Raw genomic sequence first — 25194 nt, forward strand, 5'->3', positions numbered from 1 at the left:
GGCACACACCTGCGCTGCAAGAAAGACTCCCGGGCCAGACAGCGGGTGTGCATGGACGCAGTCTTCGCTATAATCCGCGACCTGCCCACGCCGCAGGCTCGGCGAGCGCTGTTTTTAATAGCGATTGACCACAGCCTGGGCCGCCATTACCTCGGTCTACCTGCATTTCGATGAGTAGGGCCTGAAAGGATCGCGCATGTTTGAAAACTTGACTGACCGTCTCTCGCAGACGCTGCGCCACGTTACCGGCAAGGCCAAGCTGACCGAGGACAATATTAAAGACACCCTGCGTGAAGTGCGCATGGCGTTGCTGGAAGCCGACGTGGCCTTGCCGGTGGTGAAGGATTTCGTCAACTCGGTCAAAGAGCGCGCGGTCGGCACCGAAGTGTCCCGCAGCCTGACCCCGGGCCAGGCCTTCGTGAAGGTCGTCCAGGCCGAACTCGAAAGCCTGATGGGCGCGGCCAACGAAGACTTGAACCTCAGCGCTGTGCCGCCAGCCGTCGTATTGATGGCCGGCCTGCAAGGCGCGGGTAAGACCACCACCGCCGGCAAGCTGGCGCGCTTCCTTAAAGAGCGCAAGAAGAAATCCGTGATGGTGGTGTCGGCCGACGTGTACCGTCCGGCGGCCATCAAGCAGTTGGAAATGCTCGCGGGCGAAGTGGGTGTGACCTTCTTCCCGTCCGACCTGAGCCAGAAGCCGGTCGACATTGCCAACGCGGCTATTAAAGAAGCCAAGCTCAAGTTCATCGACGTGGTCATCGTCGATACCGCCGGTCGCCTGCACATCGACGAAGAGATGATGGGCGAGATCAAGGCGCTGCATGCCGCGATCAACCCGGTCGAAACCTTGTTCGTGGTCGATGCCATGACCGGTCAGGATGCGGCCAACACCGCCAAGGCCTTTGGTGACGCACTGCCGCTGACCGGCGTGATCCTCACCAAGGTCGACGGTGACGCCCGGGGCGGTGCCGCGCTGTCGGTACGTGCCATTACTGGCAAGCCGATCAAGTTCATCGGTATGGGCGAGAAGAGCGACGCGCTCGAACCGTTCCACCCCGAGCGTATTGCCTCGCGTATCCTCGGCATGGGTGACGTGCTCAGCCTGATCGAACAGGCCGAAGCCACGCTCGACAAGGACAAGGCCGACAAGCTGGCCAAGAAGCTGAAGAAGGGCAAGGGCTTCGACCTCGAAGACTTCCGTGACCAGTTGCAACAGATGAAGAACATGGGCGGCCTCGGCGGCCTGATGGACAAGCTGCCCAACATCGGTGGTGTGAACCTGGCGCAAATGGGCAATGCCCAGGGCGCGGCAGAGAAGCAGTTCAAGCAGATGGAAGCCATCATCAACTCCATGACCCCGGCCGAGCGCCGCGACCCTGAGCTGATCAGCGGTTCGCGCAAACGCCGGATCGCCATGGGTTCCGGTACCCAGGTGCAGGACATCGGTCGCTTGATCAAGCAGCACAAGCAGATGCAGAAGATGATGAAGAAATTCTCCGCCAAAGGTGGGATGGCCAAGATGATGCGCGGCATGGGCGGTATGTTGCCCGGCGGCGGCATGCCGAAAATGTAAAGTATTCGAGTGGGAGCCCAGCTCCTGCTCCGACCCACAGGGATGTGGGATCTCCAGCAAACCCGCCGTTGGCGGGGGCTGACTCGCCGTTTTAACCGACGGCTCTATAGCAGATCTGAATGGCACGCTGATAGGCGCCAGAAAAAGACATTTGCAAAAGTCCGGATATTCCTTAGAATATGCGGCCTTTCGGGCACCTATGCCCGCTGTGCATTTAGATTTGCAGCACCGACTACAGGAACGATGTTCACATGCTAACAATCCGTCTTGCCCTTGGCGGCTCCAAAAAGCGCCCGTTTTACCACTTGACCGTAACCGACAGCCGCAACCCGCGTGACGGTTCGCACAAGGAACAGGTTGGTTTCTTCAACCCTGTTGCTCGTGGTCAAGAAGTTCGTCTGTCCGTGAACCAAGAGCGCGTAGCCTACTGGCTGAGCGTTGGCGCACAGCCATCCGAGCGCGTTGCAAAACTGTTGAAGGACTCGGCTAAGGCCGCAGCCTGAGCAATATGAACGCGACGCCAGCTGTTGCTGATGATTTGATCGTTATCGGCAAGATTTACTCTGTTCATGGCGTTCGCGGCGAAGTGAAGGTGTATTCCTTTACTGATCCGACTGAAAACCTGTTGCAGTACAAAACCTGGACGCTCAAGCGCGAAGGGAGTGTGAAACAGGTCGAGCTGGTCAGTGGACGCGGGAGCGACAAGTTCCTGGTCGCAAAGCTCAAGGGTCTTGATGATCGTGAAGAAGCTCGTCTTCTGGCCGGTTATGAGATCTGCGTGCCGCGCAACCTGTTCCCTGAATTGACCGACGGCGAGTACTACTGGTACCAGCTGGAAGGTCTGAAGGTTATTGATCAACTCGGGCAATTGCTGGGGAAAATCGATCATCTTCTGGAAACCGGCGCCAATGATGTAATGGTGGTCAAGCCTTGCGCTGGCAGCCTGGATGATCGCGAACGCCTGTTGCCCTATACCGAGCAATGCGTGTTGGCCGTCGACCTGGCAGCGGGCGAGATGAAGGTGGAATGGGACGCGGACTTCTAAGCGTGGCTAATTTGCGCATTGAAGTGATCAGTTTGTTTCCCGAGATGTTTTCCGCCATCAGCGAGTACGGCATCACCAGTCGGGCGGTGAAACAGGGGCTGTTGCAGCTCACCTGTTGGAACCCGCGAGACTACACGACGGATCGACATCACACTGTGGACGATCGCCCATTTGGCGGTGGCCCGGGCATGGTGATGAAGATCAAGCCCCTGGAAGATGCATTGGTTCAGGCCAAGGCAGCCGCCGGGGAGAAGGCGAAGGTAATTTACCTGTCCCCTCAAGGCCGTCAGCTGAAACAGGCGGCGGTACGCGAACTGGCGAATGAGGAAAGTTTGATCCTGATTGCCGGTCGCTATGAAGGCATTGACGAGCGTTTTATTGAAGCTCATGTCGATGAAGAGTGGTCGATTGGGGACTATGTATTGTCTGGTGGCGAGCTGCCGGCAATGGTCCTGATAGATGCGGTTACACGACTGCTGCCTGGAGCTTTAGGGCATGTGGACTCTGCGGAGGAGGATTCCTTCACGGATGGTTTGCTGGATTGCCCGCACTACACCCGACCGGAGGTGTATGCGGATCAGCGTGTTCCCGACGTATTGCTAAGTGGCAATCACGCACACATCCGGCGTTGGCGTTTACAGCAGTCCCTTGGTCGGACCTATGAACGACGCGCCGATCTTCTGGAAAGCCGCTCGCTTTCTGGAGAAGAGAAGAAGCTGCTCGAGGAATACATCCTCGCGCGGGACGATAGTTAACAACGTATCGATGGTAGGTCCATTGACTTACCTTAGGAGCACAGCATGACTAACAAAATCATCCTTGCACTCGAAGCAGAGCAGATGACCAAAGAGATCCCTACCTTTGCCCCGGGCGACACCATTGTCGTTCAGGTGAAAGTGAAGGAAGGCGACCGTTCGCGTCTGCAAGCGTTCGAAGGCGTGGTAATCGCCAAGCGTAACCGTGGTGTGAACAGTGCTTTCACTGTTCGTAAAATCTCCAACGGTGTTGGCGTAGAGCGTACTTTCCAGACCTACAGCCCGCAAATCGACAGCATGGCCGTCAAGCGTCGCGGTGACGTACGTAAAGCCAAGCTGTACTACCTGCGTGACCTGTCCGGTAAAGCAGCTCGCATCAAGGAAAAACTGGCTTAAGTCCAGCTTCCCGATGCAGAAAAAAGCAGCCTACGGGCTGCTTTTTTGTGTCTGAAATTTGTCCATTTGCCGGTATTGACCATGACCACCCGTCTCGAAGAAATCCAGCGCCGCACCGACCTGTCCGTCACCCGCGTGACCAAGGCCGTGTTCCCGCCGACCACCAACCACCACAACACCCTGTTCGGCGGCACCGCCCTGGCGTGGATGGACGAAGTGTCGTTCATCGCCGCCACGCGTTTCTGTCGCTTGCCTTTGGTGACGGTCTCCACCGACCGTATCGACTTCAATCACGCAATCCCGGCCGGCTCCATCGTTGAGCTGATCGGCCGGGTGATCAAAGTCGGCAACACCAGCCTCAAGGTTGAAGTGGAAGTGTTTGTCGAGAGCATGAGCGCTGATGGCCGTGAAAAGGCGATCCAGGGCGTGTTCAGCTTTGTCGCGATTGACGCGGACAAACGCCCTGTACCGGTATTGCCTGGGTTTGCCGACTGATTATGTGGCGCTGCCGTTTTCCGGTTGAATCACCGCCAGCAGGGTCCAGCCGGCCACGGGCTTCAAGCTGCTCTCGGGCGTAACCACATGCACCCAGCCGCTGGTGTCCCGGGCAAACAGCAAGGTGGCGCGCTCCCCGTGCAACGCCTGGTACTGCTCCCAGCCAAAGCCGTCGGTGAGGTTGGTGCTATACAGTTCGGCGCCCTGGCCCAACAGGCTGGCCAGTTTGGTATAGCTCAGGGGTTGGCTGCCCAGCAGGTGGCCGCGGTGTTCGTGGCTGGCCTTGTGTTTGTCGGTGCGACGGCTTTCCTGGCTGCTGGCCAGGGCGAACAGGCGATGGCCGAAATCATGGCGAAAACGCATGGTCGCCAAGGCGTTCAGCTCGCCGGACGGGGAGAGCGCGAGCAAATGCCCCAGGCCGACCAGATCCAGATGGGACTCGGCATGTTGGGAGGCGGGGTTGCCGAAGTAGGTCGGCAGGCCCTCCATGCGACTGGCGCGGATATTTTCCCAGCTGGAATCCGTCAGCAACACCCGGCTGCCCAATTGCTGCAATGCCTTGCCGAGCGCCCGCGCCGGGCCGTTCGCGCCGACGATCAGGAAACCGCTGGGCGCAGGCTCGGCGACTTTCAGCAGGCGCGCCAAGGGGCGCGCCGTGGCACTTTGCAGCACCACGGTGCCGATGATCACCGCGAAGGTCAGCGGCACCAGCAATAACGCGCCTTCATGCCCTGCCTCGTCCAGGCGAATCGCAAAGATCGCCGATACCGCCGCCGCCACAATGCCCCGTGGCGCGATCCAGGCCAGCAGCGCGCGCTCGCGCCAGTTGAGTCCGGAGCCAAAGGTTGAGAGCGCTACGTTCAGTGGGCGTGCAATAAACTGGATGATCACCAGCAGAATCAGCACGAATGGCCCCAGGGCGATCAAGGCATTCAGGTCCAGGCGCGCCGCCAGCAGGATGAACAGCCCGGAAATCAGCAGCACACTGAGGTTTTCCTTGAAGTGCAGGATATGCCTGACATCCACGCCCTTCATATTGGCCATCCACATCCCCATCAGCGTGACCGCCAGCAGGCCGGACTCATGCATCACCTGGTTGGCAGCGATGAAGATGCCCAGCACACCGGCCAGCGTCGCGAGGTTATGCAGGTATTCCGGCAACCACTGCCGGCGCATGATCTGCCCCAGTACCCAGCCGCCGGCGATCCCGAACAAACTGCCGCAGAGGATGACGCCGCCAAAGGTCAGCAGGCTGTGGCTCAAGCCGTCGCCGGAAGCCCGGGCAATGATGAAGCTGTAGACCACCACCGCCAGCAACGCGCCAATCGGGTCGATGACGATGCCTTCCCAGCGCAGGATATTGGCGATGGAGGCTTTGGGGCGTACCACGCGCAGCATCGGCACGATCACGGTCGGGCCCGTTACCAGGGTCAGCGTGCCGAACAGCAGCGCGAGCATCCAGTCAAAACCCAGCAGCCAGTGAGTGGCCAGGGTGATCACTGCCCAGGTCGACAGGGCGCCAACCGTGACCAGGCGATGCACCACGCTGCCGATTTCCTTCCACTCCGAAAGGTGCAGGGTCAGGCTGCCTTCGAACAGGATCAGCGCTACGGCCAGGGACACCAACGGCATCAGCAGGGGGCCGAACATCTCCTGAGGGTCGAGCCAGCCCAGTACCGGCCCCGCCAAAATACCCGTCAATAACAGAAACAGGATCGCCGGCAGCTTGAGCCGCCAGGCCAGCCATTGGCAGCCCAGCGCCGCCACTCCAATACCGCCAAAGGCCAGCAAAATCTGTTGTTCATTCATTGAAGCTTCCTGTTCCTTGAAGTAGCGGGCTATGAAAGACTAGCGGCCCTTGCCACAGTTCACTAAATAATTCGCACAGCTCCCATGCTGCGCCGCTTTGAGTACCCATGCCCGCCATCGACCACCCTTTGATCGACCGTTTCCTCGACGCCCTCTGGCTGGAAAAAGGCCTCTCGGACAACACGCGCCAGGCCTACCGCAGTGATCTGGCCCTGTTCAACGGCTGGTTGCAGGAAAAAAACCTTGAGCTGATCAACGCCGGGCGCGAGTTGATCCTCGATCACCTGGCCTGGCGCCTGGAGCAGAATTACAAGCCGCGCTCCACCGCACGGTTTCTCTCCGGCGTGCGTGGCTTTTATCGCTACCTGTTGCGGGAAAAGCTCATCGCGGCCGATCCAACTCTACAAGTTGATATGCCGCAATTAGGCAGGCCTCTTCCCAAGTCTTTGTCGGAAGCTGACGTGGAGGCTTTGCTGGCTGCGCCGGATCTCAGCGAAGCCATCGGCCAACGTGATCGCGCCATGCTGGAAGTGCTCTACGCCTGCGGCCTGCGCGTGACCGAACTGATCAGCCTGACCCTGGAGCAGGTCAACCTGCGCCAGGGCGTATTGCGCGTGATGGGCAAGGGCAGCAAGGAGCGGCTGGTGCCCATGGGCGAGGAGGCGATTGTGTGGGTCGAGCGCTACATGCGCGATGCGCGCCACGAATTGCTCGGTGGGCGCCCCAGTGATGTGCTGTTCCCCAGCCTGCGCGGCGAGCAGATGACCCGCCAGACCTTCTGGCACCGCATCAAGCACCAGGCCAAAGTGGCTGGAATCGGCAAGGCCCTGTCGCCCCACACCCTGCGCCATGCGTTCGCCACCCATTTGCTCAACCATGGCGCCGATTTGCGCGTGGTACAGATGCTGCTCGGGCACAGCGACTTATCCACAACCCAGATCTACACCCATGTGGCACGCGCCCGTTTGCAGGATATGCACGCCAAGCATCACCCGCGCGGATAAAACCGTCAGAAATGGCCCATTTTACCTGTCGCGGTCTGCCCTCCCGCCCAACTGTGGTAGGCTTTGCCGGTTCGCAAAGGGGACGGCACCCGTTGTGTTCCAGATCAGTATTCTGCTCCCGTCCCTGCCTCTGCCTTCAGGAGTTCCCATGCGCTTGACCCAGATTATTGCCGCCGCAGCCATTGCGTTGGTTTCCACCTTTGCTGTCGCCGATGATGCGGCCGAGCAGACCATTCGCAAGAGCCTGGCCAACCTGGCGCTCGACACCCCGATCGAAAGCATCAGCGCCAGCCCGATGGCCGGCCTGTATGAAGTCAAGCTCAAAGGCAGCCGCGTGCTGTACGCCAGTGCCGATGGCCAGTACATCGTGCAGGGCTACCTGTTCCAGCTCAAGGACGGTAAGCCGGTCAACCTGACCGAGAAGGCCGAGCGCCTGGGCGTGTCCAAGCTGATCAACGGCATCCCGGTGGCTGAAACCGTGGTGTACCCGGCCATCGGCGAGACCAAGACCCACATCACCGTGTTCACCGACACCACCTGCCCGTACTGCCACAAGCTGCACGCCGAGATACCGGCACTGAACAAGCTGGGTGTGGAAGTGCGCTACGTCGCGTTCCCGCGCCAGGGCCTGGGTTCGCCGGGTGACGAGCAGTTGCAGGCCGTATGGTGCTCGGCCGACAAGAAGGCCGCCATGGACAAGATGGTCGACGGCAAGGAAATCAAATCGGCCAAATGCGCCAACCCGGTTTCCAAGCAGTTCGCCCTGGGCCAGTCCATTGGTGTGAACGGTACACCGGCCATCGTTTTGGCCGACGGCCAGGTGATTCCGGGCTACCAGCCGGCGCCGCAAGTTGCCAAACTGGCACTGGGTGCCAAGTAAGCATTAATCGTCGAGCTTTGACGATCATGACCCGCCGAACTGTCGACGGGTCATTAATTGAGAGCCGCAGTTGTGCGGCTGTTTTCACGGCCGACCTAGCGTCGGCCGTTTCATGGGGAGTTCTTCAGTGAAACCGGTCAAAGTAGGCATCTGTGGGTTAGGGACCGTCGGTGGCGGTACCTTCAACGTACTTCAGCGTAACGCTGAAGAAATTTCCCGCCGCGCAGGTCGCGGGATTGAAGTGGCGCAAATTGCCACGCGTTCGCCAAAGCCTCAGTTCGAAACGACCGGTATTGCGATTACCAACGATGTGTTCGCCGTGGCCACCAACCCTGAGATCGATATCGTCATCGAGCTGGTAGGCGGCTACACCGTGGCCCGCGAGCTGGTGCTCAAGGCCATCGAGCACGGCAAGCACGTGGTCACCGCCAACAAGGCGCTGATCGCCGTGCACGGCAACGAGATCTTCGCCAAGGCCCGCGAGAAGGGCGTGATCGTGGCGTTCGAAGCCGCGGTGGCCGGCGGTATCCCGGTGATCAAGGCGATCCGTGAGGGCCTGTCTGCCAACCGCATCAACTGGGTGGCCGGCATCATCAACGGCACCGGTAACTTCATCCTCACCGAAATGCGCGAGAAGGGCCGTACCTTCGAAGACGTACTGGCCGAAGCCCAGGCCCTGGGCTACGCCGAAGCCGACCCGACCTTTGACGTGGAAGGCATCGACGCAGCACACAAGTTGACCATCCTGGCGTCCATCGCCTTTGGTATCCCGCTGCAGTTCGACAAAGCCTACACCGAAGGCATCACCAAGCTGACCACCGCCGACGTGAATTACGCCGAAGCCCTGGGCTACCGCATCAAGCACCTGGGCGTGGCGCGCAGCACCCCGGCCGGTATCGAGTTGCGTGTGCACCCGACGCTGATCCCCGCCGACCGCCTGATTGCCAACGTCAACGGCGTGATGAACGCGGTGATGGTCAATGGTGACGCCGCCGGCTCCACCCTGTTCTACGGCGCCGGTGCCGGCATGGAGCCGACTGCTTCGTCGGTGATCGCCGACCTGGTGGACGTGGTTCGCGCCATGACCAGCGACCCGGAAAACCGCGTGCCGCACCTGGCCTTCCAGCCGGACTCGCTGTCGGCCCACCCGATCCTGCCGATCGAAGCCTGCGAAAGCGCCTACTACCTGCGCATCCAGGCCCAGGACCATCCGGGCGTGCTGGCCCAGGTCGCCAGCATTCTGTCGGAGCGCGGTATCAACATCGAATCGATCATGCAGAAGGAAGTCGAGGAGCAAAACGGCCAGGTGCCGATGATCCTGCTGACCCATCGCGTGCTCGAGCAGCATATCAACGATGCCATCCACGCCCTCGAAGCCCTGCAAGGTGTGGTCGGCCCGGTGGTGCGCATTCGCGTCGAGCACTTGAACTAACCGATTTGTTCCAGGGGCCCCGCAGCTTCGGCGGCCCCTGTTCGAGAATGTTTTAGAGGAGCCAGTCATGCGTTACATCAGCACCCGCGGCCAGGCACCGGCCCTGAATTTCGAAGACGTCCTGCTGGCAGGCCTTGCCACCGACGGCGGCCTGTACGTGCCGGAAAACCTGCCACGCTTCACCCAGGAAGAAATCGCTTCCTGGGCCGGCCTGCCGTACCACGAGCTGGCGTTCCGGGTAATGCGCCCGTTCGTCACCGGCAGCATTCCGGATGCGGACTTCAAGAAGATCCTGGAAGAGACGTACGGCGTGTTTGCCCACAGCGCCATCGCGCCTCTGCGCCAGCTGAACGGCAACGAGTGGGTGCTGGAGCTGTTCCATGGCCCGACCCTGGCGTTCAAGGACTTCGCCCTGCAACTGCTGGGGCGCCTGCTGGACTACGTGCTGGAAAAACGCGGCGAGCGCGTGGTGATCATCGGCGCCACCTCCGGTGATACCGGTTCGGCTGCCATCGAAGGGTGCAAGCACTGCGAAAACGTCGACATCTTCATCCTGCACCCGCACAAGCGCGTGTCGGAGGTGCAACGTCGCCAGATGACCACCATCTTCGGTGAGAACATCCACAACATCGCCATCGAAGGCAACTTCGATGACTGCCAGGAAATGGTCAAGAACAGCTTCGCTGACCAGAGCTTCCTCAAGGGCACACGCCTGGTGGCGGTGAACTCGATCAACTGGGCGCGGATCATGGCCCAGATCGTCTACTACTTCCACGCCTCCCTGCAACTGGGCGGCCCGGCGCGTTCGGTGTCGTTCTCGGTGCCGACCGGAAACTTCGGCGACATCTTCGCCGGTTACCTGGCACGCAACATGGGCCTGCCGATCAATCAGTTGATCGTTGCTACCAACCGCAATGACATCCTGCACCGCTTCATGAGCGGCAACCAGTACGTCAAGGAAACCCTGCACGCCACACTGTCGCCATCCATGGACATCATGGTCTCGTCTAACTTCGAACGCTTGCTGTTCGACATGCACGGTCGCAATGGCGCGGCGCTGGCCGAGCTGATGAGCAGCTTCAAGCAGGGTGGCGGTTTCAGCGTCGAACAAGAACGCTGGACCGAAACCCGCAAGTTGTTCGACTCCCTGGCCGTGGATGATGCGCAGACGTGCGAAACCATTGCCGAGGTCTATGCCCAGACCGGCGAAGTGCTCGACCCCCACACAGCTATCGGCGTGAAAGCTGCGCGCGAATGCCGCCGCAGCCTGGATATTCCGATGGTGATCCTGGGTACCGCGCACCCGGTCAAATTCCCCGAAGCGGTGGAGAAGGCCGGTGTTGGCAAGGCGCTGGAATTGCCGGAGCACCTGGCCGACCTGTTCGCGCGTGAAGAGCGCTGCACCGTGTTGGCTAACGACCTGAAGGCGGTGCAGGCGTTTGTCAGCCAGCATGGCAATCGTGGCAAGCCGCTCTGATGCCCGCAGTTGATCAGATTACATCCGGCAGTTAGCTTTTTTGCAGTCGGCCAAGCCCGTCCTCGTGACGGGCTTTTTTATTTTGGCGAGCCATACTTGTTCCTTCGCCCAATCAAGGAAGCCAAATCGGTGCAGGTTTTGATTCAATGGACAGTGCGGCTGATGTGCATGCTGTGGCTCACCCAACTACCGGTAAGCCTGGCGGCCGTCAGCCTGCCCTTCAAGCTGGTGCCGGCGTTTATCCCGCTTGAGCCTTTGCCCCTGGCGCCCGCAGAGCAGCAGTGGCTGGCGACGCATCGGACGTTGAAGGTGGGCATTTCCATTGATGACTATCAGCCGATCGATATCACCCGCGACCGCAACCGCTACCAGGGTATCAGTGCCGATTACCTGAGCCTGGTCGGCGCGCGCTTGCAGGTGCCGATGCAGGTGCTGGGCTTTGCCGAGCGGGCCCAGGCGGTCGAGGCGCTGCGCAGTGGAGCCATCGATATCCTGACCAGCGCCAACGGCTATGAGCGCGATGTGCCCGGCTTGCAGTTCACCCAGGACTACATGCCCGATCGGTCAGTGGTGGTGCTGCGTCGCGATGAGCTTCAAGAGGACGACCTGGCGGGCAAGAAAGTCGTATTGCTCGATGGCTACGCCAATGTGCACAACGTGCAGGCGGCCTACCCCGATAGCCACATCATGCTCGCGCCCAACCTCTACAGCGGCCTGGAAGCGCTCAAGCAAGGTGATGCCGATGCGTTTATCGGCAATGAAGTGATTGTGCGGGCCTACAAATCGCTGCGGCCTTACCTGGGGTTGCAGATCAAGGAACAAAGCCGGCTGGCGCCCATCGGCTTTGCTTTCGCCACCCGTCAGGCCGACCCATTGCTGGGGGCGATGATGAACCGCGCCTTGGCGAGCATTGACGAGTCGGTGCAGCGGGAGATCCTGGGCCGCTGGACCACAGGGCTCGGTGTCGGCTTCAGGGGTGAGCGCGTTGAATTGTCGGCCTCGGAGCGCACCTGGCTGTTGCAGCATCCCCATGTCGTGGTGGTGGCGCAGCAGATGTCACCTTACATATTCAAGGACAAGGACGGTCACTGGGTGGGTTTGAATGTCGACCTGCTGCACCGCATATCGCGCATGACCGGTTTGCAGTTTGTCTTCGAAGAGGTGCACTCCACCGCGCAAACCCTGGAATGGCTGGAAACCGGCAGGGCGCAGATGAACACCACCCTGGCGTCGAATCAGGAGCGCAGGGCGCTGCTTGACTTCAGTCACGGCTTTGGCGGCTCCGGCTGGGTGTTCGTCGAACGCGCCGATGCCACGCCGCTGACTGGGTTGAAGCAGTTGGAAGGCAAGGTCCTGGCGCTGCCGGCGCGCCATGTGCTGGAGAGTTACATCCGCCAGATGCACCCGCAGATCAAGCTGCGCCTGGTGGACAATTACGCCCAGGCCCGCGAACTGGTGCAACGGGGCGAGGCCGCTGCCACGTTGCAGACCGAGGTGGAGGTCCAGAGTTACTCCCAGGAAGGCTTGCGTATTGGCCGCAGTGTCGACGGCAAGTGGTCATCCAATTGCTTGTCGGTACGCAAGGACCAGCCTGAGCTGCTGAGTATCCTGAACAAGGCCCTGGAAGCCTTGCCGGTGGCCGAGTTGAGCGCACTGCGCCTGCGCTGGATCGGCGCTGTGGCGATCCCCCTACCGGCCTGGCAACGGGTGCCGCCCTGGGCGTATTGGATGGTGGCCACGGCGCTGCTGTTTGTGCTGGTATCGCTGGTGTGGAACAGCCGGCTCAAGCGTCAGATTCGCCAGCGGCTGGAGGCCGAGCAGCGGCTCAATGACCAATTGGCGTTCAAACGTGCGTTACTCGACGGCATGCCCAACCCGCTGTTTGTGCGCGACCTGGCCGGGCGGCTGGTGACCTGCAACAAAAGCTATGAACAGCAACTGGCGACCCGGCTTGAGCTGATTCAGGGGCTGACGCTGATGGAGAGTGGGGTAATGCCCGAGGCCACGGCGGCGCGCCTGCACGCCGGCCATATGGAACAACTGGCCACGCAACAGTCGTTGTTTGTCGATCGCGAGCTGGAGTTCAACGGCGGCAGCTTTCATGTTTACCAGTGGACGGTTCCGTTCTTCGATGCTCAGGGCCGCTTGCAGGGGCTGCTGGGCGGCTGGATCGATATCAACGAACGCAAAGACCTGGAGCACCAACTGATGGATGCCCGCCAGGCTGCCGACGAAGCGAACTACGCCAAAAGTGCATTTCTTTCTGCGCTAAGTCATGAAATTCGCACACCCATGACCGCCATCATCGGTTTGCTCGAGCTGGAGCAGGAACGCTGCCTGGCAAGCGGCCAGCCCGTCTCTGAAGCATTACAGGTGGCCCATCGTTCAGCGCGTGAGCTGATCGCGCTGATGGGCGACAGCCTGGACCTGGCCAAGATCGAGGCCGGTCACCTGCAACTGGTTCCGCAAACCACCGAGTTGAAGGGTTTTTTCGAAGGCATCCAGCGTCTGTTCGAAGCCACGGCGCAAAAAAAGGGCCTGCATTTGACCCTGGCGTTTGATCCTGCGGCCAAGGGCTATTACTGGTTCGATCCGCTGCGTTTACGCCAAGTGATGCACAACCTGCTGGGTAATGCGCTGAAGTTTACCGAGCAGGGTGGGGTGCGGCTCAGCGTCACCTGCCAGCGGGATGAGTCTGATACCGAATACCTGCACCTGTGCGTCGAAGACAGCGGCCCGGGGATCAGCGCCGAACAGCAGCCAAGGTTGTTCAAGCCGTTTACCCAAGTGAGCGCATTGACCGCGGCGGAACATGGCGGCACCGGGCTGGGCCTGAGTATCTGCAAGCAATTGGTGGAGTTGATGGGCGGTCGCATTCACTTGGCAAGCGTGGTGGGTGAGGGCACCGAGGTGTGCATCGACCTGCGCCTTGATCGGGTCAGCACCGACGATGTGCCGGCCACGCCAGCGCCAGCGTTGCCCCCAGCGGGGCGTAGCCTGTCGGTGCTGGTGGTGGATGATTTGGCGGCCAACCGCTTGGTGCTGGCGCAGCAGTTGCAGTTCCTGGGGCATCAGGTGATTGCTCTGGATTCGGCCGAGGCCGCGTTGCAGCGTTGGCGTGAGCAGCGTTTCGACGTGCTGGTGACCGATTGCCAGATGCCGGGTATGTCCGGCTATGCCTTGAGCGAGGCGGTCCGGCGTATCGAAACCGAAGAACAACGGCCCCGTTGTGCGTTGATCGGTTGCACGGCGAACGCGATGAAAGATGAACAAAGACGCTGCGAGGACGCGGGTATGGATGAGCTGCTGGTCAAGCCGGTGACTCTGGAGGATTGGACGCGCGTGCTGGTGCGGGTGGCGCCGCAGCGTTCGTTTGATATCCAGGCCCTGCGTACCATGACCCAGGCTGACGGGCCTGTGCTGCATAGCATGTTGCAAGAACTGGCAAAAAGCCTGGATCACGAGCATGAGGTATTGGCCAGCGCATTGGCCGAGCGTGATGTTGCGCGCTTGAATGCGGCGCTGCATCGGCTCAAGGGTATTTGTTCGCTGGTGGATGCGCTGCCGTTGGCCAAGGCTTGTGTGGTGCTTGAGCAATGCGCGCGGGAGCAGCGTGGGGCTGAGCTTGAGGAGCCGTGGTTGAGGTTGTCTGAGGTGTTGAAAGTGTTTCGTCGCGATCTGCAGCCTTATCTGGACTGACGGCTGATACGCCTCGTTCCAAATGTGGGAAGAGGCCAGCTCCATTGTAGGAGCGAGCTTGCTCGCGAAAACCTCACAGGCTCCGCGTTTATTCAGGAAGCACCCATTATCGTTAACGTTTTTCGCGAGCAAGCTCGCTCCTACAGGGTGACTTATTTCGGACACGTCCTATGGGACGCTTCGCGTCTTATGGCTACTGTGAAGGACTTTTCCCAGTACCGACTTCATGACCCATGCGCTCTCTCAATGTCCTGATCCTCGAAGACAACCCGTTTCAGCTGATGGCACTGCACCAGATGCTCAATGCCAATGGCGTGTTCAATGTACTGACTGCTGAAGATGTTGAAACGGCTCGCCAGTCCCTGGACAGCAAAGGCCCGGTGGATGTCGCCATCTGCGATCTGTACCTGGAGCAGGGCGATGGGCTGGAGTTGATCCGCGAACTGGCCGAGCGCCGTTTGGCTCAAGTGTTGGTACTGCTCAGCAACGCCGAGCCCGATGTGCTCGAAGGCGTGGCGAACATGGCCCGGCAATTGGGCCTCAACGTGCTGGCGTGCTTGCCCAAGCCGGCCTCGGCAACGCTGATCGGGCAGGTGTTGGCCGATTGTCAGCGGCACTTGCGCCCAGGGCCAGCGGTGCTGTCCTGGGAGCGTGTGCGCCAGTTGCTGGGGTTGAGCGCGCGGGAACAACTGCCACCGTCGGCGGACGTCAGCCAAGCCACCATCGCGGCCTGCGGCAGGGTCTGGTACCAACCCATCGTCAGCCAGGCCGGGGTGTTGCAAGGGGTGGAGGCGCTGGCGCGTTGGCAGTTGCCGCACGCTCAATTGCTGCTGCCCGAAGAGTTCCTGCCGGTGTTGGAGTTTGCCGGCATGGAAGAGGCCTTTACCTGGCATGTGCTGGAACAGGCACTTGGCCTGGCCAACCAGGTCATGGGCGAGACCGGCCAGGTGCTGCCGGTGGCGGTGAACATTCCCGGACGTATGCTTGAGCGCACACACTTCCCACAGATATTGCAGGGGCTGCTGCAACTTCACGGCATACCCGCCCATAGCCTCACCCTGGAGCTGGTGGAAACCTCAACGCTGAAAACCGACAGTGCCCACCTCACTGGCTTGTTGCGCCTGCGGATGCTGGGTTGCCAGTTATCCATCGGGGATTTCGGCATGGGCGGCACCAGCTTGCAGCATTTGCTGGAGTTGCCTTTCACTGAACTGAAAATCCCCCCGGCGTTTGCCTGCGGAATGGCCGATGACGATCGCAAGGCGGCTGTGGTGGCGGGGGCCATGAGCATGGCCGCGCGTCTGGATATCGCGGTGGTGGTTACCGGGGTTGAAAGTGCTGCCGACTACCACGCTGTGGGTGAGTTGGGGGCGGCGTGGTTGCAAGGCTGCTTCATTGCCCGGCCGATGGAGGCCGAGGCGCTTAAGCAATGGATTGCGTTCCAGGCTAGGCCAGCCCGTGTTCCTGCACATAAATAAACAGGGCGGCATCATTGGCCAGCCCCAGTTTGCGCATGGCGCTGACTTTTTGCGCACTGACGGTCTGCTTGCTGCGATGCAGATTCGCGGCGATCTGGCCCACCGTCATGCCAGTGGCCAACAGGCGAATCACCTCCAGCTCCCGGGGTGACAACTGTTCTTGGGAGTGCAGGCGATCGGCACCGACTTCTCCGGCCAGGCTCAGCGCCTGGCGAATGGTCTGGGCCACGTAGGTGCGTTGCTGGCGGACCTGACGAATCGCCTGCGGCAGTTCATCGGCCAGGCTGGCCTTGCTCAAAAGGCCCATCACGCCCGATGTCAGAATCGAATGAAACAAACCGGCATTGTTGAGCATGGTGACCACCACAATCGGCAGGTCCGGGTAGTGTCGGCGCAGTTGGTCAATCAGGCGCAACCCGTCGGCATGGGGCTCGGCAGGCATCATAAAGTCGGTCACCAGCACATCGCAGGCACAGTCTTGCAGCAACGCATTGAGGGCCTGCGGCGAGTTGGCCTCCCCGACGATGCTGATGTGCGGGTCACGCTCAAGCACTGCGCGCAGGCCAATCAGGAAAATCGGATGATCGTCGGCAATGACGACGCGCAAAGGTGTTTCAGACGCAGCTCTCAAGGCAGGCTCCCAGGTAATCCAGGGATTCTAGCGTGTGAGCCTGTGTTTTTTCTCTGTCATCTTTTCCGTGCATGCTCGTTTTCCTCAAGCAGTGGATTACACAAAAGGTAGAACTTTCTGCTTTGAGCACGGGTCACTTGAATGTCAGCCTCTTCGTGACATTTTTGTTTTTCGAACCTTTTTCGAATGATTGAGTGGTGATCGAGATGGAAAGTATCCACCTATTGCTCAGTGAAGCACTGAGCCCTTATCAGGTTACGCTGACCACTTCTGGTGTGCGGGAAGACTGCCTGGTAACCGTAAAGAATCCCGGCGGCGCGATTGTGGTCGAGCGAGACGTCGATCGCGCGCAATTGTCCGACAAGCGTGCGCTGGTGGATGTCGCGGATTGCCTGCTTCGCGACGTGAAAATCGCCGAAGGGCGCCTGGAACCCTCGGTCATTGCTGCATTGCGCAATGCTGCCCAAACCCGTGGCGGCGCACTCGCATGAAACATTATTTTTCTTCGGAACCTTCCTACGCGGCGGTCAGTCAGAGTCCGTAACAGCAAGAGCAATCATTGTGCTCCGGTGTTTGTCGCTTGCTGTGCGTGCCTTTTTAAGGCCACGTTTAACCCCGAGTTGTCTCCCCACTGCTCGGGGTTTCTTTTTGCCCGCGATTCTCAGATCGCGCCATTTTCACGCAGACGTGCAATAGCTGCCGCGTCGTAGCCCAGGGCATTGAGCAGCACATTGTTGTGTTCACCCAGCTGCGGGCCCACCCATTCACAACTGCCCGGTGTATCCGAAAGCTTGGGCACGATGCCCGGCATCTTGAAGTCCTTGCCGTCCGGGAGCTGAGCCTTGAGGAACATCTCCCGGGCCAGAAATTGCGGGTCGCCCAGCATGTCTTCGGCGCTGTAGATACGGCTGGCGGGTACTTCAGCCTTGTTCAGTTGCTCAATCACCTCCTCCAGCGGCAGCGAGTTGCCCCAGCGGTCGATCACGCCATACAGCTCGTCGCGGCGGCTGTCACGCCCATCGTTGCTGGCCAATTGCGGGTCGTTCGCCAAGTCGTCACGGCCGATGGTCGCCATAAAGCGCTTGAAGATTGCATCGCCATTGGCGCCGATCTGCACATGCTTGCCGTCGGCGCTGGTGTGGATAGAAGACGGTGTAATGCCGGGCATGATGTTGCCGGTACGCTCGCGAATAAATCCGAACACATCGAACTCGGGGATCATGCTTTCCATCATGGCGAAGATGGCTTCGTACAGCGCCACATCCACCACTTGGCCCAACCCGCCGTTGACCTCGCGATGACGCAGCGCCATCAGCGCGCCGATCACCGCCCACAGCGCGGCAATCGAGTCGCCGATGGAGATCCCGGTGCGCACCGGCGGGCGGTCTTCGAAGCCGGTGATATAGCGCAAGCCGCCCATGGATTCACCCACGGCACCAAACCCTGGCTGATCCTTCATCGGCCCGGTCTGGCCGAAGCCCGAGAGGCGCACCATCACCAGCTTGGGGTTCAGAGCGTGCAGGGTTTCCCAGCTCAGGCCGAGTTTTTCCAGCACGCCGGGGCGGAAGTTCTCGATCAGGATGTCGGCGTCGGCCAATAGTTTTTTGAGGATTGCCAGGCCGTCGGGGTGCTTGAGGTTGAGGGTCAGCGACTGCTTGTTACGGGCCTGTACGAACCACCACAGCGAGGTGCCTTCATACAGCTTGCGCCATTTGCGCAGCGGGTCGCCGCCGTCCGGGGATTCGACCTTGATCACCTCGGCACCGAATTCAGCGCAAATGCGTGAGGCAAACGGGCCGGCGATCAGGGTGCCCAGTTCGATGACTTTCAGACCGGCAAGTGGTTTGGCGTTGAGCGACATGGGGATCCTTACAAGCGCGGGACGATGGTGTCCTGCTTTTTAACATAGGCGAGCCGCCCGGATGCAGCGCAGTATTCGTTGAATGACCTCGCCATCGGTTAGACTGGCCGCCTTTCCTTGTCTTTAGAAGCCCGTTCATGGCCCAGCCGTCCACGACCTACAAGTTCGAACTCAACCTCACCGACCTCGACCGCTCGGTGTACGAGAGCGTCAAACAGACCATTGCCCGCCACCCTTCGGAAACCGAAGAGCGCATGACCGTGCGCCTGCTGGCCTACGCCCTCTGGTACAACGAGCAGCTGGCGTTCGGGCGTGGCCTGTCGGATGTAGACGAACCAGCCCTGTGGGAAAAAAGCCTGGATGATCGGGTCCTGCACTGGATCGAAGTCGGCCAGCCGGATGCCGATCGCCTGACCTGGTGCTCGCGCCGTACCGAACGCACCAGCCTGCTGGCCTATGGCAGCCTGCGTGTGTGGGAAGGCAAGGTAGTGCCGGTGGCCAACAACCTGAAAAACGTGCACATCGCTGCCGTGCCCCAGGAAGTGTTGGAGACCCTGGCCAAGGACATGCCGCGGGTGATCAAGTGGGATGTGATGATCAGCGAAGGTACGATCTTCGTGACCGACGACCGTGGCCAGCATGAAGTGCAACTGCAATGGCTGGTTGGCGAGCGCGGTTGAAAAGGTGGGAGCTGGCTTGCCTGCGATGCATACCACTCGGTACATCAGACACACCGAGTGGATGCCATCGCAGGCAAGCCAGCTCCCACACTTGATCTTTGTTGCGTTCAATATCTGTGTTTAACCGATGTATTAGAAGAGAAGCGCCCGTCACCCCATGCGTATCGATCCCCGCCCATTGCCCGCCGTCCTGCCTTTTCTCGGTGAATTGCCGCCGCTGTTGACCCGTCTCTATGCCGCGCGCGGGGTGCAATCGGAAGCCGAGCTGGACAAGAGCCTGGCGCGGTTGATTCCCTACCAGCAGCTCAAAGGGATCGACGCGGCGGTGGACTTGCTGGTGACCGCCCTGGAGCAGCGCCAACGCATTCTGATCGTTGGTGACTTCGACGCCGACGGCGCCACGGCGAGCACCGTAGGTACCCTGGGCCTGCGCTTGCTTGGGGCGGCCCATGTCGATTACCTGGTGCCCAACCGTTTCGAGTACGGCTACGGCCTGACGCCGGAAATCGTCGCGGTGGCGTTGCAGCGCGAGCCCCAGTTGCTGATTACCGTGGACAACGGCATCTCCAGCGTCGAAGGTGTGGCGGCGGCGAAAGCGGCGGGGCTGAAGGTGCTGGTCACCGACCACCACTTGCCCGGCGATGAACTGCCGGCCGCCGACGCCATCGTCAATCCGAACCAGCCGGGCTGCACGTTTCCCAGCAAGGCCCTGGCCGGTGTCGGCGTGATCTTCTACGTGTTGATGGCTCTGCGCGCGCGGTTACGCAGCCTGGGTTGGTATGACAACAAACCCCAGCCGAACATCGGTGAACTGCTTGATCTGGTGGCGTTGGGCAGCGTCGCCGACGTGGTGCCGCTGGACGCCAACAATCGCATCCTCGTTCATCAAGGCCTGGAGCGCATTCGTGCCGGTCGGGCGCGGCCTGGCATCAAGGCGATCCTGGAAGTGGCCAAGCGCGACCACGCTCGGATCACCTCCACCGACCTGGGGTTTATCCTCGGCCCGCGTCTGAACGCGGCCGGGCGCCTGGATGACATGAGCCTGGGCATCGAATGCCTGCTCACCACCGACGCTGGCGCCGCACGGGAAATGGCCGCGCAACTGGACGGCATGAACCAGGACCGTAAATCCATCGAACAAGGCATGCAGCGCGAGGCCCTGGCCCAGCTCAAGGACTTGCCGGTGGAGTCGATGCCGTACGGTTTGTGCCTGTTCGACCCGGAGTGGCACCAGGGGGTGATCGGCATCCTCGCGTCGCGCATGAAAGAACGTTACTTCCGCCCGACCATTGCCTTTGCTGACGCGGGCGACGGCCTGCTCAAGGGGTCTGGGCGTTCGGTGCAAGGCTTTCATATCCGCGATGCGCTGGCGGTTGTCGCCAGCCAGCATCCCAACCTGATCAGCAAGTACGGCGGTCACGCCATGGCCGCCGGGCTGACCCTGCCCGAGGCGAACTTCCCGCTGTTTGCGCAAGCCTTTGATGCCGAAGTGCGTCGGCAGCTGCGTGAAGAAGACCTCACCGGCCGCTTGCTCTCCGACGGCACTTTGGCTGTGGAAGAGTTTCACCTGGAACTGGCCCGCGCCCTGCGTCACGCCGGCCCTTGGGGGCAGCACTTTCCGGAGCCGTTGTTTCACGGTGTGTTCCAGTTGGTGGAGCAGCGGGTAGTGGGGGAGCGGCACCTGAAGGTGGTGCTCAAGAGCGAATGCGGGTCAGTGAAGCTTGATGGCATCGCCTTCGGCGTGGACCGCGAGGTGTGGCCGAACCCGACTGTGCGTTGGGTGGAGTTGGCTTACAAGCTGGATGTGAATGAGTTTCGGGGCAATGAGACTGTGCAGTTGATGATTGCCCACATCGAACCGCGCTAGATATTACTGACAATACAAAACAAATGTGGGAGGGGGCTTGCTCCCTCCCACATTTGGTTTTGTGTACAGCTCTGGAGCTACTCGGCTTTGGCCTGGTGTTTGACGATAATATCCACCAAGCGCTTGGCCAGCGCCGGGTAGTTCTCATCGAAGTGGTGCCCGCCCGGCAGCTTCATGGCTTCCCCCACCGCAGTCTTGTCGGTGCAGCCACTCTCGTCGACTTCCTCTGCACCATAGATGCACACGACCTTCTCAGGTGGCAGCTTGGCCATTTCCGGGCCGGTGGCGGCTTCTTTGCCGGCGTTGCCCAGCCAACCTTCCACTTCGATTTCAAAGCTGCCAGTGCGCGCAAATGCCAACAGGATGATCGCATCGACGCGCTGCTGTTCGTTTTCCGGCATACGGTTGTAAATGGCCGGCAGTACATCGGCGCCGAACGAATAACCGGTCAGCACGAAGCGCTTGGTGCCCCACTTCTGCCGATAGTGTTGCATCAACTCGGTGAGGTCCTTGGCGCTTTGCTCCGGGCTCTTGTGCTGCCAGTAGTAGCGCAGGGTGTCGATGCCAACCACCGGGTAGCCGATCTTCGCCATCTCGCCGGCCACATCGCGGTCCAGGTCACGCCAGCCTCCGTCACCGGAGAGGAACAGGGTCACGGTGTCTTTGGCCTGCCCGGCAGGAACTTCCACCACGGGAATCGCCAGGCCACCGTTGTCCGAACCGACCAGTTGCTTGCGCAGCTCGTTGTTCAGCACTTGCGGGTAATGAATGTCGTAGTCGCTGATGCTGGTGGTTGCACGCGGCGTGTCACGTACGAAGCTGGCGCTTTCATCGTCAGGATTGTCGTTCCACGCCACCAGCCAGTTGCCGTGGGCAGAGGTCTTGGGCAGCGGGTCGTTGCAGCCTTCCTGTTTCAGGGCAAAGCCGACGGAGATCGCGTTAGCCTTGTCATCATTCTGAGTGGCCAGCCAGCGCCAGGCGAGCGCAGCGCCAGGGCCGATGCCACTGACCAGGGTCGCCGGGCCCTTGAGCTGGGCCAGGGCGCCTTGCAGCGCTTGTTCCTGCAGCTTGCAGTCATCCTTGGGCAGGATCACCTGAACGATTTGCGCCGCGCCGCCCTGGCTCAGGGCAACCAGTTGGCTATCGGTCAGCGCTTCATCGGCCATCACGGCCACGGCCACACGGGCTTTGGCGGTGCTGGCGGGGGTGACGCGGGTCATTACCGAGCCATCGGCCTGGGGCAATTGCTCCAGGGTCGGTTGCGGGGCAGGGCGGTTCCAGTACCAAAAGCCACCCGCCACGACCAGCGCGAGCAGCACTACAAAGGCCAACACATACCGCCAGGAGCGTCGAATCATCAGCGTTTCACCAATCCAGTCAAGCCGCCCGCAATCAGGGCGGCGGTATCGGCCAGTGCCACCAGCGGATCAAGTCCTGCGGGCACGGCCATGTAACGGGGTTCCCAGTCGGGCTGGAACTTGTCTTTGAAGCGGCGCAAACCTTGGAAGTTATACAGTTGCTCGCCACGGCGGAACACCATCGAGCCCAGGCGCTGGGTCAGCGGTGCGCCACGGCGCGGTTGCAAGCCCGACAGCGGCACCATACCGAGGCTGAAGCGGGCGTAGCCGTGGTTCTTATAATGTTGAATGAGGCCCACCATCATGAATTCCATCGTGAGCTTGGGCGCGTCGGGGTGGGCGCGCATCAGGTCAAGGCTGGCCAGGTCATGATTGTAGGTCTCCAGCAGGTTGGCGAAGGCTACCGGGCGCCCTTCAAAGCGAATGATCGCGATACGAAAGTGCTTGAGGTAGTCGTCGCTGAAGCGGCCCAGGGAGAAGCCTTTTTCCCGCACATTCTTACCTGTAAGCCAGGCATCGGAGATGACTTTTAATTCATCCATCGGCGCCTGGCCCGGTTCGAAGATTTCCAGGGACAAGCCGTCCCGGGTGCCACGGTTCCAGGTGTAGCGCAAATCCTTCATCTCTTTGCCCTTGGCTTCCAGGTCAAAGCGTTTCAGGTCGACGCGGGCTTCTTCGCCCAGCTTGATCGCGGTGAGGCCGATGTCCATGTAGTACGGCAGGTTCTCGGCGCGTACCTGGTAGAACACCGGTCTTGCGTGGTGGATATCGCACAGGTCACGGAACTGCCAGATCATCTCGGCGCGCGGTTGGGTCGGGCCGATCGGGTCGTACAGAGCCACCAGGCTACGCCCGCGACGGGCGTACATCAGGAAGGCTTCATCGTTGGGGTGAAACAGCAGCGCCTTGTCGCCGGTCAGCGCCAGGCCGCCGTCGGGTTGGGACGAGGCCATCAGGATCTTGCTGGCGCGCTCCAGTTCTTCCGGGGTGGGCAAGTGGATGACCGGGCGCGCCGTGCGCAGCAGCCAGGTCAGCGATACGATCACCAGCAGCACCGCAGCGCCCAGCAACGAGCGCAAACCGCGAGGGGCGTTGGCGTCGAGGGTGAACTGCCACCACAGTTGATGGCTGTAAGGCACATCCTGATAGGCGAACAACAGCAGCCAGATCGAGGCGCCGAGTACACAGACACTGGCCACCAGGTAAAGCGGCGAAAACGGCAGCTCGGTCAAGCGGCTGGCGCGGTAGAACGAGCGGCGAAAGATCGCCAGCAGCACCGCGGTCATGGTCATCAGGCTGGCTTCTTCCCAGTCGAAGCCCTTGAGCAACGAGAGCAGGGCGCCGACCAGCAGCAGCACCATGGTCAGCATCCAGGCCGCCGACAAACGTCGACGCAGGCCCTGGGCGAGCAACAGGCACAACACGCCGATCAGGCTGGCACCGAAGTGCGAGGCGTCAATCAGGCGGTGGGGAATCAGGAAGCCGATGTTTTCCAGGCGTGAGTCGATCTCTGGCGTGGCGCCGGAAAACAGCAGGACCACGCCGGACAAAAAAACCAGGACGGCCAATACCGGCGCTGCCAGCCCCGACGCCACCCGCAGGCTTTGCTGGGTCTGGAACAGGCGCTGGGCCTCGTTGACCAGCAGGAACACACAGGCGATCAGCAGCGGCAATACCACGTAGATCATCCGGTACAGCAGCAAGGCGGCAGCCAGGGGTGCGGCACCGAGTTTGTCGGCGAAGGCCGCCAGCAGGATCGCTTCGAATACACCCACGCCTCCCGGCACATGGCTGAGCACACCGGCGGCCAGGGCCAGCAGGTACACCAGCAGGAACGGGCCGAATGGCGGTGCTTCCGGCAACAGCATATAAAGGACGGCAGCGGCAGCGGCCACGTCGAGGGCGGTGATGATCAGCTGCAGGAAGGTCAGGCGGCGGCCCGGCAGGCGCAGGGTGCGACGCCCGGCCTTGACCAGCAGGTTATCGGGGTAGGGCTGTTCCGGCAGGCGACGGCGATAGATGCCGATGCACAGCATGGCCGACAACACCAACACGGCGCCTGAAATACCCCCGAGCAGGCTTTGCGGTAAATGCAGGTAAGTCGAGGCCGCCGGCAAATTGCTAAGTGTCGCCAATGCGGCCAGTGGCGGCAGGGCGCAGCCCAGGGCCAGGCTGGCGAACACGGTCATGTGCGCCACTTCCGATGCGCCGATGCCGTGGCGTGCATATAAACGGTAGCGCACCGAACCGCCCGAGAGCATCGACAAGCCAATGGCGTTGCCGATGGCAAAGGCGGTGAAGCCGCCCAGGGCCAGGGTCTTGGCGGGTAACTTCACGCCGGCATAGCGTGCGCCGGAAAATTCATAACCGAGCAGGATAATGAAACCTGCGACTGCCGCTGCAAATGCACCGAGCAAGGCTGGCTTGGGCACTTCCAGAATCGAATCGTGGAGTGCGTAGAGATCCAGTTCCAGCAGCAGGTGTCGGCAGGCGATCAGGGCGATTGCAAACAACAGCAGCGTTACGGCCAGGCCAATGGGCTGGCGATACTTGCTCAACAAATCCAGCCATCGCAAGCGGGTAGGCGTGATCGGTTGTTCTGCTGTGACGGTGTCTTGTGGTTCAGACGAGTTGGCGCGCATCAATCACCTCGTGGATTGTGCGCGACAGGATGGGGGTATCCGGCCAAGTTACCAATCCCTATGGACAAAATAATTACAAATATTAACGCGGATCACCGGGGGCGGCGACTGC

At 60.8% G+C, this 25194-nt stretch carries 20 protein-coding genes; 15 read left to right on the forward strand and 5 right to left on the reverse strand.

All coding sequences use genetic code 11. From position 1 onward, the window contains the following. The first annotated feature begins 196 nt into the window (after positions 1-196). From ffh to QMK52_RS12705, 6 genes are all read left to right on the forward strand, one after another. Positions 197-1573, forward strand: coding sequence for a signal recognition particle protein (gene ffh / locus QMK52_RS12680; RefSeq protein ID WP_017139724.1), 1377 nt, complete (start codon positions 197-199; stop codon positions 1571-1573). Positions 1574-1824: 251 nt separating this feature from the next. After that, on the forward strand, positions 1825-2076 hold the full coding sequence (gene rpsP, locus QMK52_RS12685) for a 30S ribosomal protein S16 (RefSeq protein ID WP_003175899.1): 252 nt from the start codon (positions 1825-1827) through the stop codon (positions 2074-2076). Positions 2077-2081: 5 nt separating this feature from the next. Beyond that, positions 2082-2618, forward strand: coding sequence for a ribosome maturation factor RimM (rimM, locus tag QMK52_RS12690; RefSeq protein WP_003175898.1), 537 nt, complete (start codon positions 2082-2084; stop codon positions 2616-2618). Beyond that, complete coding sequence (gene trmD, locus QMK52_RS12695; RefSeq protein ID WP_173664496.1) at positions 2600-3373, forward strand: tRNA (guanosine(37)-N1)-methyltransferase TrmD; 774 nt, start codon at positions 2600-2602, stop codon at positions 3371-3373. Before rimM ends, trmD begins: the two co-directional genes overlap by 19 nt. Before the next feature lie 45 nt (positions 3374-3418). Next, entirely contained in the window at positions 3419-3769 is a 351-nt protein-coding gene (gene rplS / locus QMK52_RS12700; RefSeq protein WP_003175895.1) for a 50S ribosomal protein L19, read from the forward strand. Between the two features lie 81 nt (positions 3770-3850). Then, positions 3851-4264, forward strand: coding sequence for an acyl-CoA thioesterase (locus QMK52_RS12705; protein ID WP_005791095.1), 414 nt, complete (start codon positions 3851-3853; stop codon positions 4262-4264). Here QMK52_RS12705 and QMK52_RS12710 read toward each other — a convergent pair whose 3' ends face one another. Continuing rightward, positions 4265-6073: a cation:proton antiporter gene (locus tag QMK52_RS12710; RefSeq protein WP_005791092.1), complete on the reverse strand. Its 1809-nt coding sequence runs from the start codon at positions 6071-6073 to the stop codon at positions 4265-4267. Positions 6074-6180: 107 nt separating this feature from the next. On the opposite strand from QMK52_RS12710, the gene xerD reads away from it, so the two are divergent. From xerD to QMK52_RS12740, 6 genes are all read left to right on the forward strand, one after another. After that, positions 6181-7077, forward strand: coding sequence for a site-specific tyrosine recombinase XerD (xerD, locus tag QMK52_RS12715; protein WP_248132456.1), 897 nt, complete (start codon positions 6181-6183; stop codon positions 7075-7077). A 148-nt stretch (positions 7078-7225) separates the two neighbouring features. Then, positions 7226-7957 carry a thioredoxin fold domain-containing protein gene (locus tag QMK52_RS12720; protein ID WP_005791088.1) on the forward strand — a complete coding sequence of 244 codons (732 nt, stop codon included), beginning with the start codon at positions 7226-7228 and terminating at the stop codon, positions 7955-7957. Between the two features lie 127 nt (positions 7958-8084). Continuing rightward, positions 8085-9389, forward strand: coding sequence for a homoserine dehydrogenase (locus QMK52_RS12725; RefSeq protein WP_005791086.1), 1305 nt, complete (start codon positions 8085-8087; stop codon positions 9387-9389). Between the two features lie 67 nt (positions 9390-9456). Then, the gene (thrC, locus tag QMK52_RS12730; protein WP_005791081.1) at positions 9457-10866 is read left to right on the forward strand and encodes a threonine synthase; all 1410 of its coding nucleotides are present in this window, start codon (positions 9457-9459) and stop codon (positions 10864-10866) included. Positions 10867-10995: 129 nt separating this feature from the next. Then, entirely contained in the window at positions 10996-14565 is a 3570-nt protein-coding gene (locus QMK52_RS12735) for an ATP-binding protein (protein ID WP_005791078.1), read from the forward strand. A 233-nt stretch (positions 14566-14798) separates the two neighbouring features. Beyond that, the gene (locus QMK52_RS12740; RefSeq protein ID WP_032879641.1) at positions 14799-16043 is read left to right on the forward strand and encodes an EAL domain-containing protein; all 1245 of its coding nucleotides are present in this window, start codon (positions 14799-14801) and stop codon (positions 16041-16043) included. On the opposite strand, the gene QMK52_RS12745 is transcribed toward QMK52_RS12740, so the two are convergent. Then, positions 16012-16674: a response regulator transcription factor gene (locus tag QMK52_RS12745; protein WP_005791073.1), complete on the reverse strand. Its 663-nt coding sequence runs from the start codon at positions 16672-16674 to the stop codon at positions 16012-16014. The two genes, QMK52_RS12740 and QMK52_RS12745, sit on opposite strands and share 32 nt — an antisense overlap. Before the next feature lie 206 nt (positions 16675-16880). Between QMK52_RS12745 and QMK52_RS12750 the strand changes: the two genes are divergently transcribed. Beyond that, on the forward strand, positions 16881-17165 hold the full coding sequence (locus QMK52_RS12750; RefSeq protein ID WP_032803962.1) for a DUF3509 domain-containing protein: 285 nt from the start codon (positions 16881-16883) through the stop codon (positions 17163-17165). 170 nt (positions 17166-17335) lie between these two features. Here QMK52_RS12750 and QMK52_RS12755 read toward each other — a convergent pair whose 3' ends face one another. Next, on the reverse strand, positions 17336-18535 hold the full coding sequence (locus tag QMK52_RS12755) for a CaiB/BaiF CoA-transferase family protein (RefSeq protein WP_320404150.1): 1200 nt from the start codon (positions 18533-18535) through the stop codon (positions 17336-17338). Between the two features lie 137 nt (positions 18536-18672). Between QMK52_RS12755 and QMK52_RS12760 the strand changes: the two genes are divergently transcribed. Together QMK52_RS12760 and recJ are read left to right on the forward strand one after the other, a co-directional pair. Further along, positions 18673-19215 (forward strand): YaeQ family protein, encoded by a 543-nt coding sequence (locus QMK52_RS12760; RefSeq protein WP_003193952.1) that lies wholly within the window; start codon positions 18673-18675, stop codon positions 19213-19215. Positions 19216-19372: 157 nt separating this feature from the next. Beyond that, complete coding sequence (gene recJ, locus QMK52_RS12765) at positions 19373-21082, forward strand: single-stranded-DNA-specific exonuclease RecJ (RefSeq protein WP_005791065.1); 1710 nt, start codon at positions 19373-19375, stop codon at positions 21080-21082. A gap of 77 nt (positions 21083-21159) precedes the next feature. On the opposite strand, the gene QMK52_RS12770 is transcribed toward recJ, so the two are convergent. After that, entirely contained in the window at positions 21160-22440 is a 1281-nt protein-coding gene (locus tag QMK52_RS12770; protein WP_005791061.1) for a virulence factor family protein, read from the reverse strand. Beyond that, a complete protein-coding gene (mprF, locus tag QMK52_RS12775) occupies positions 22440-25082 on the reverse strand; it encodes a bifunctional lysylphosphatidylglycerol flippase/synthetase MprF (protein ID WP_005791060.1) in 2643 nt (880 codons plus the stop codon). Before mprF ends, QMK52_RS12770 begins: the two co-directional genes overlap by 1 nt. Positions 25083-25194 lie beyond the last annotated feature (112 nt).

Source organism: Pseudomonas sp. P9_2 (assembly GCF_034008255.1).
In the GTDB taxonomy this organism is placed as follows: domain Bacteria; phylum Pseudomonadota; class Gammaproteobacteria; order Pseudomonadales; family Pseudomonadaceae; genus Aquipseudomonas; species Aquipseudomonas synxantha_A.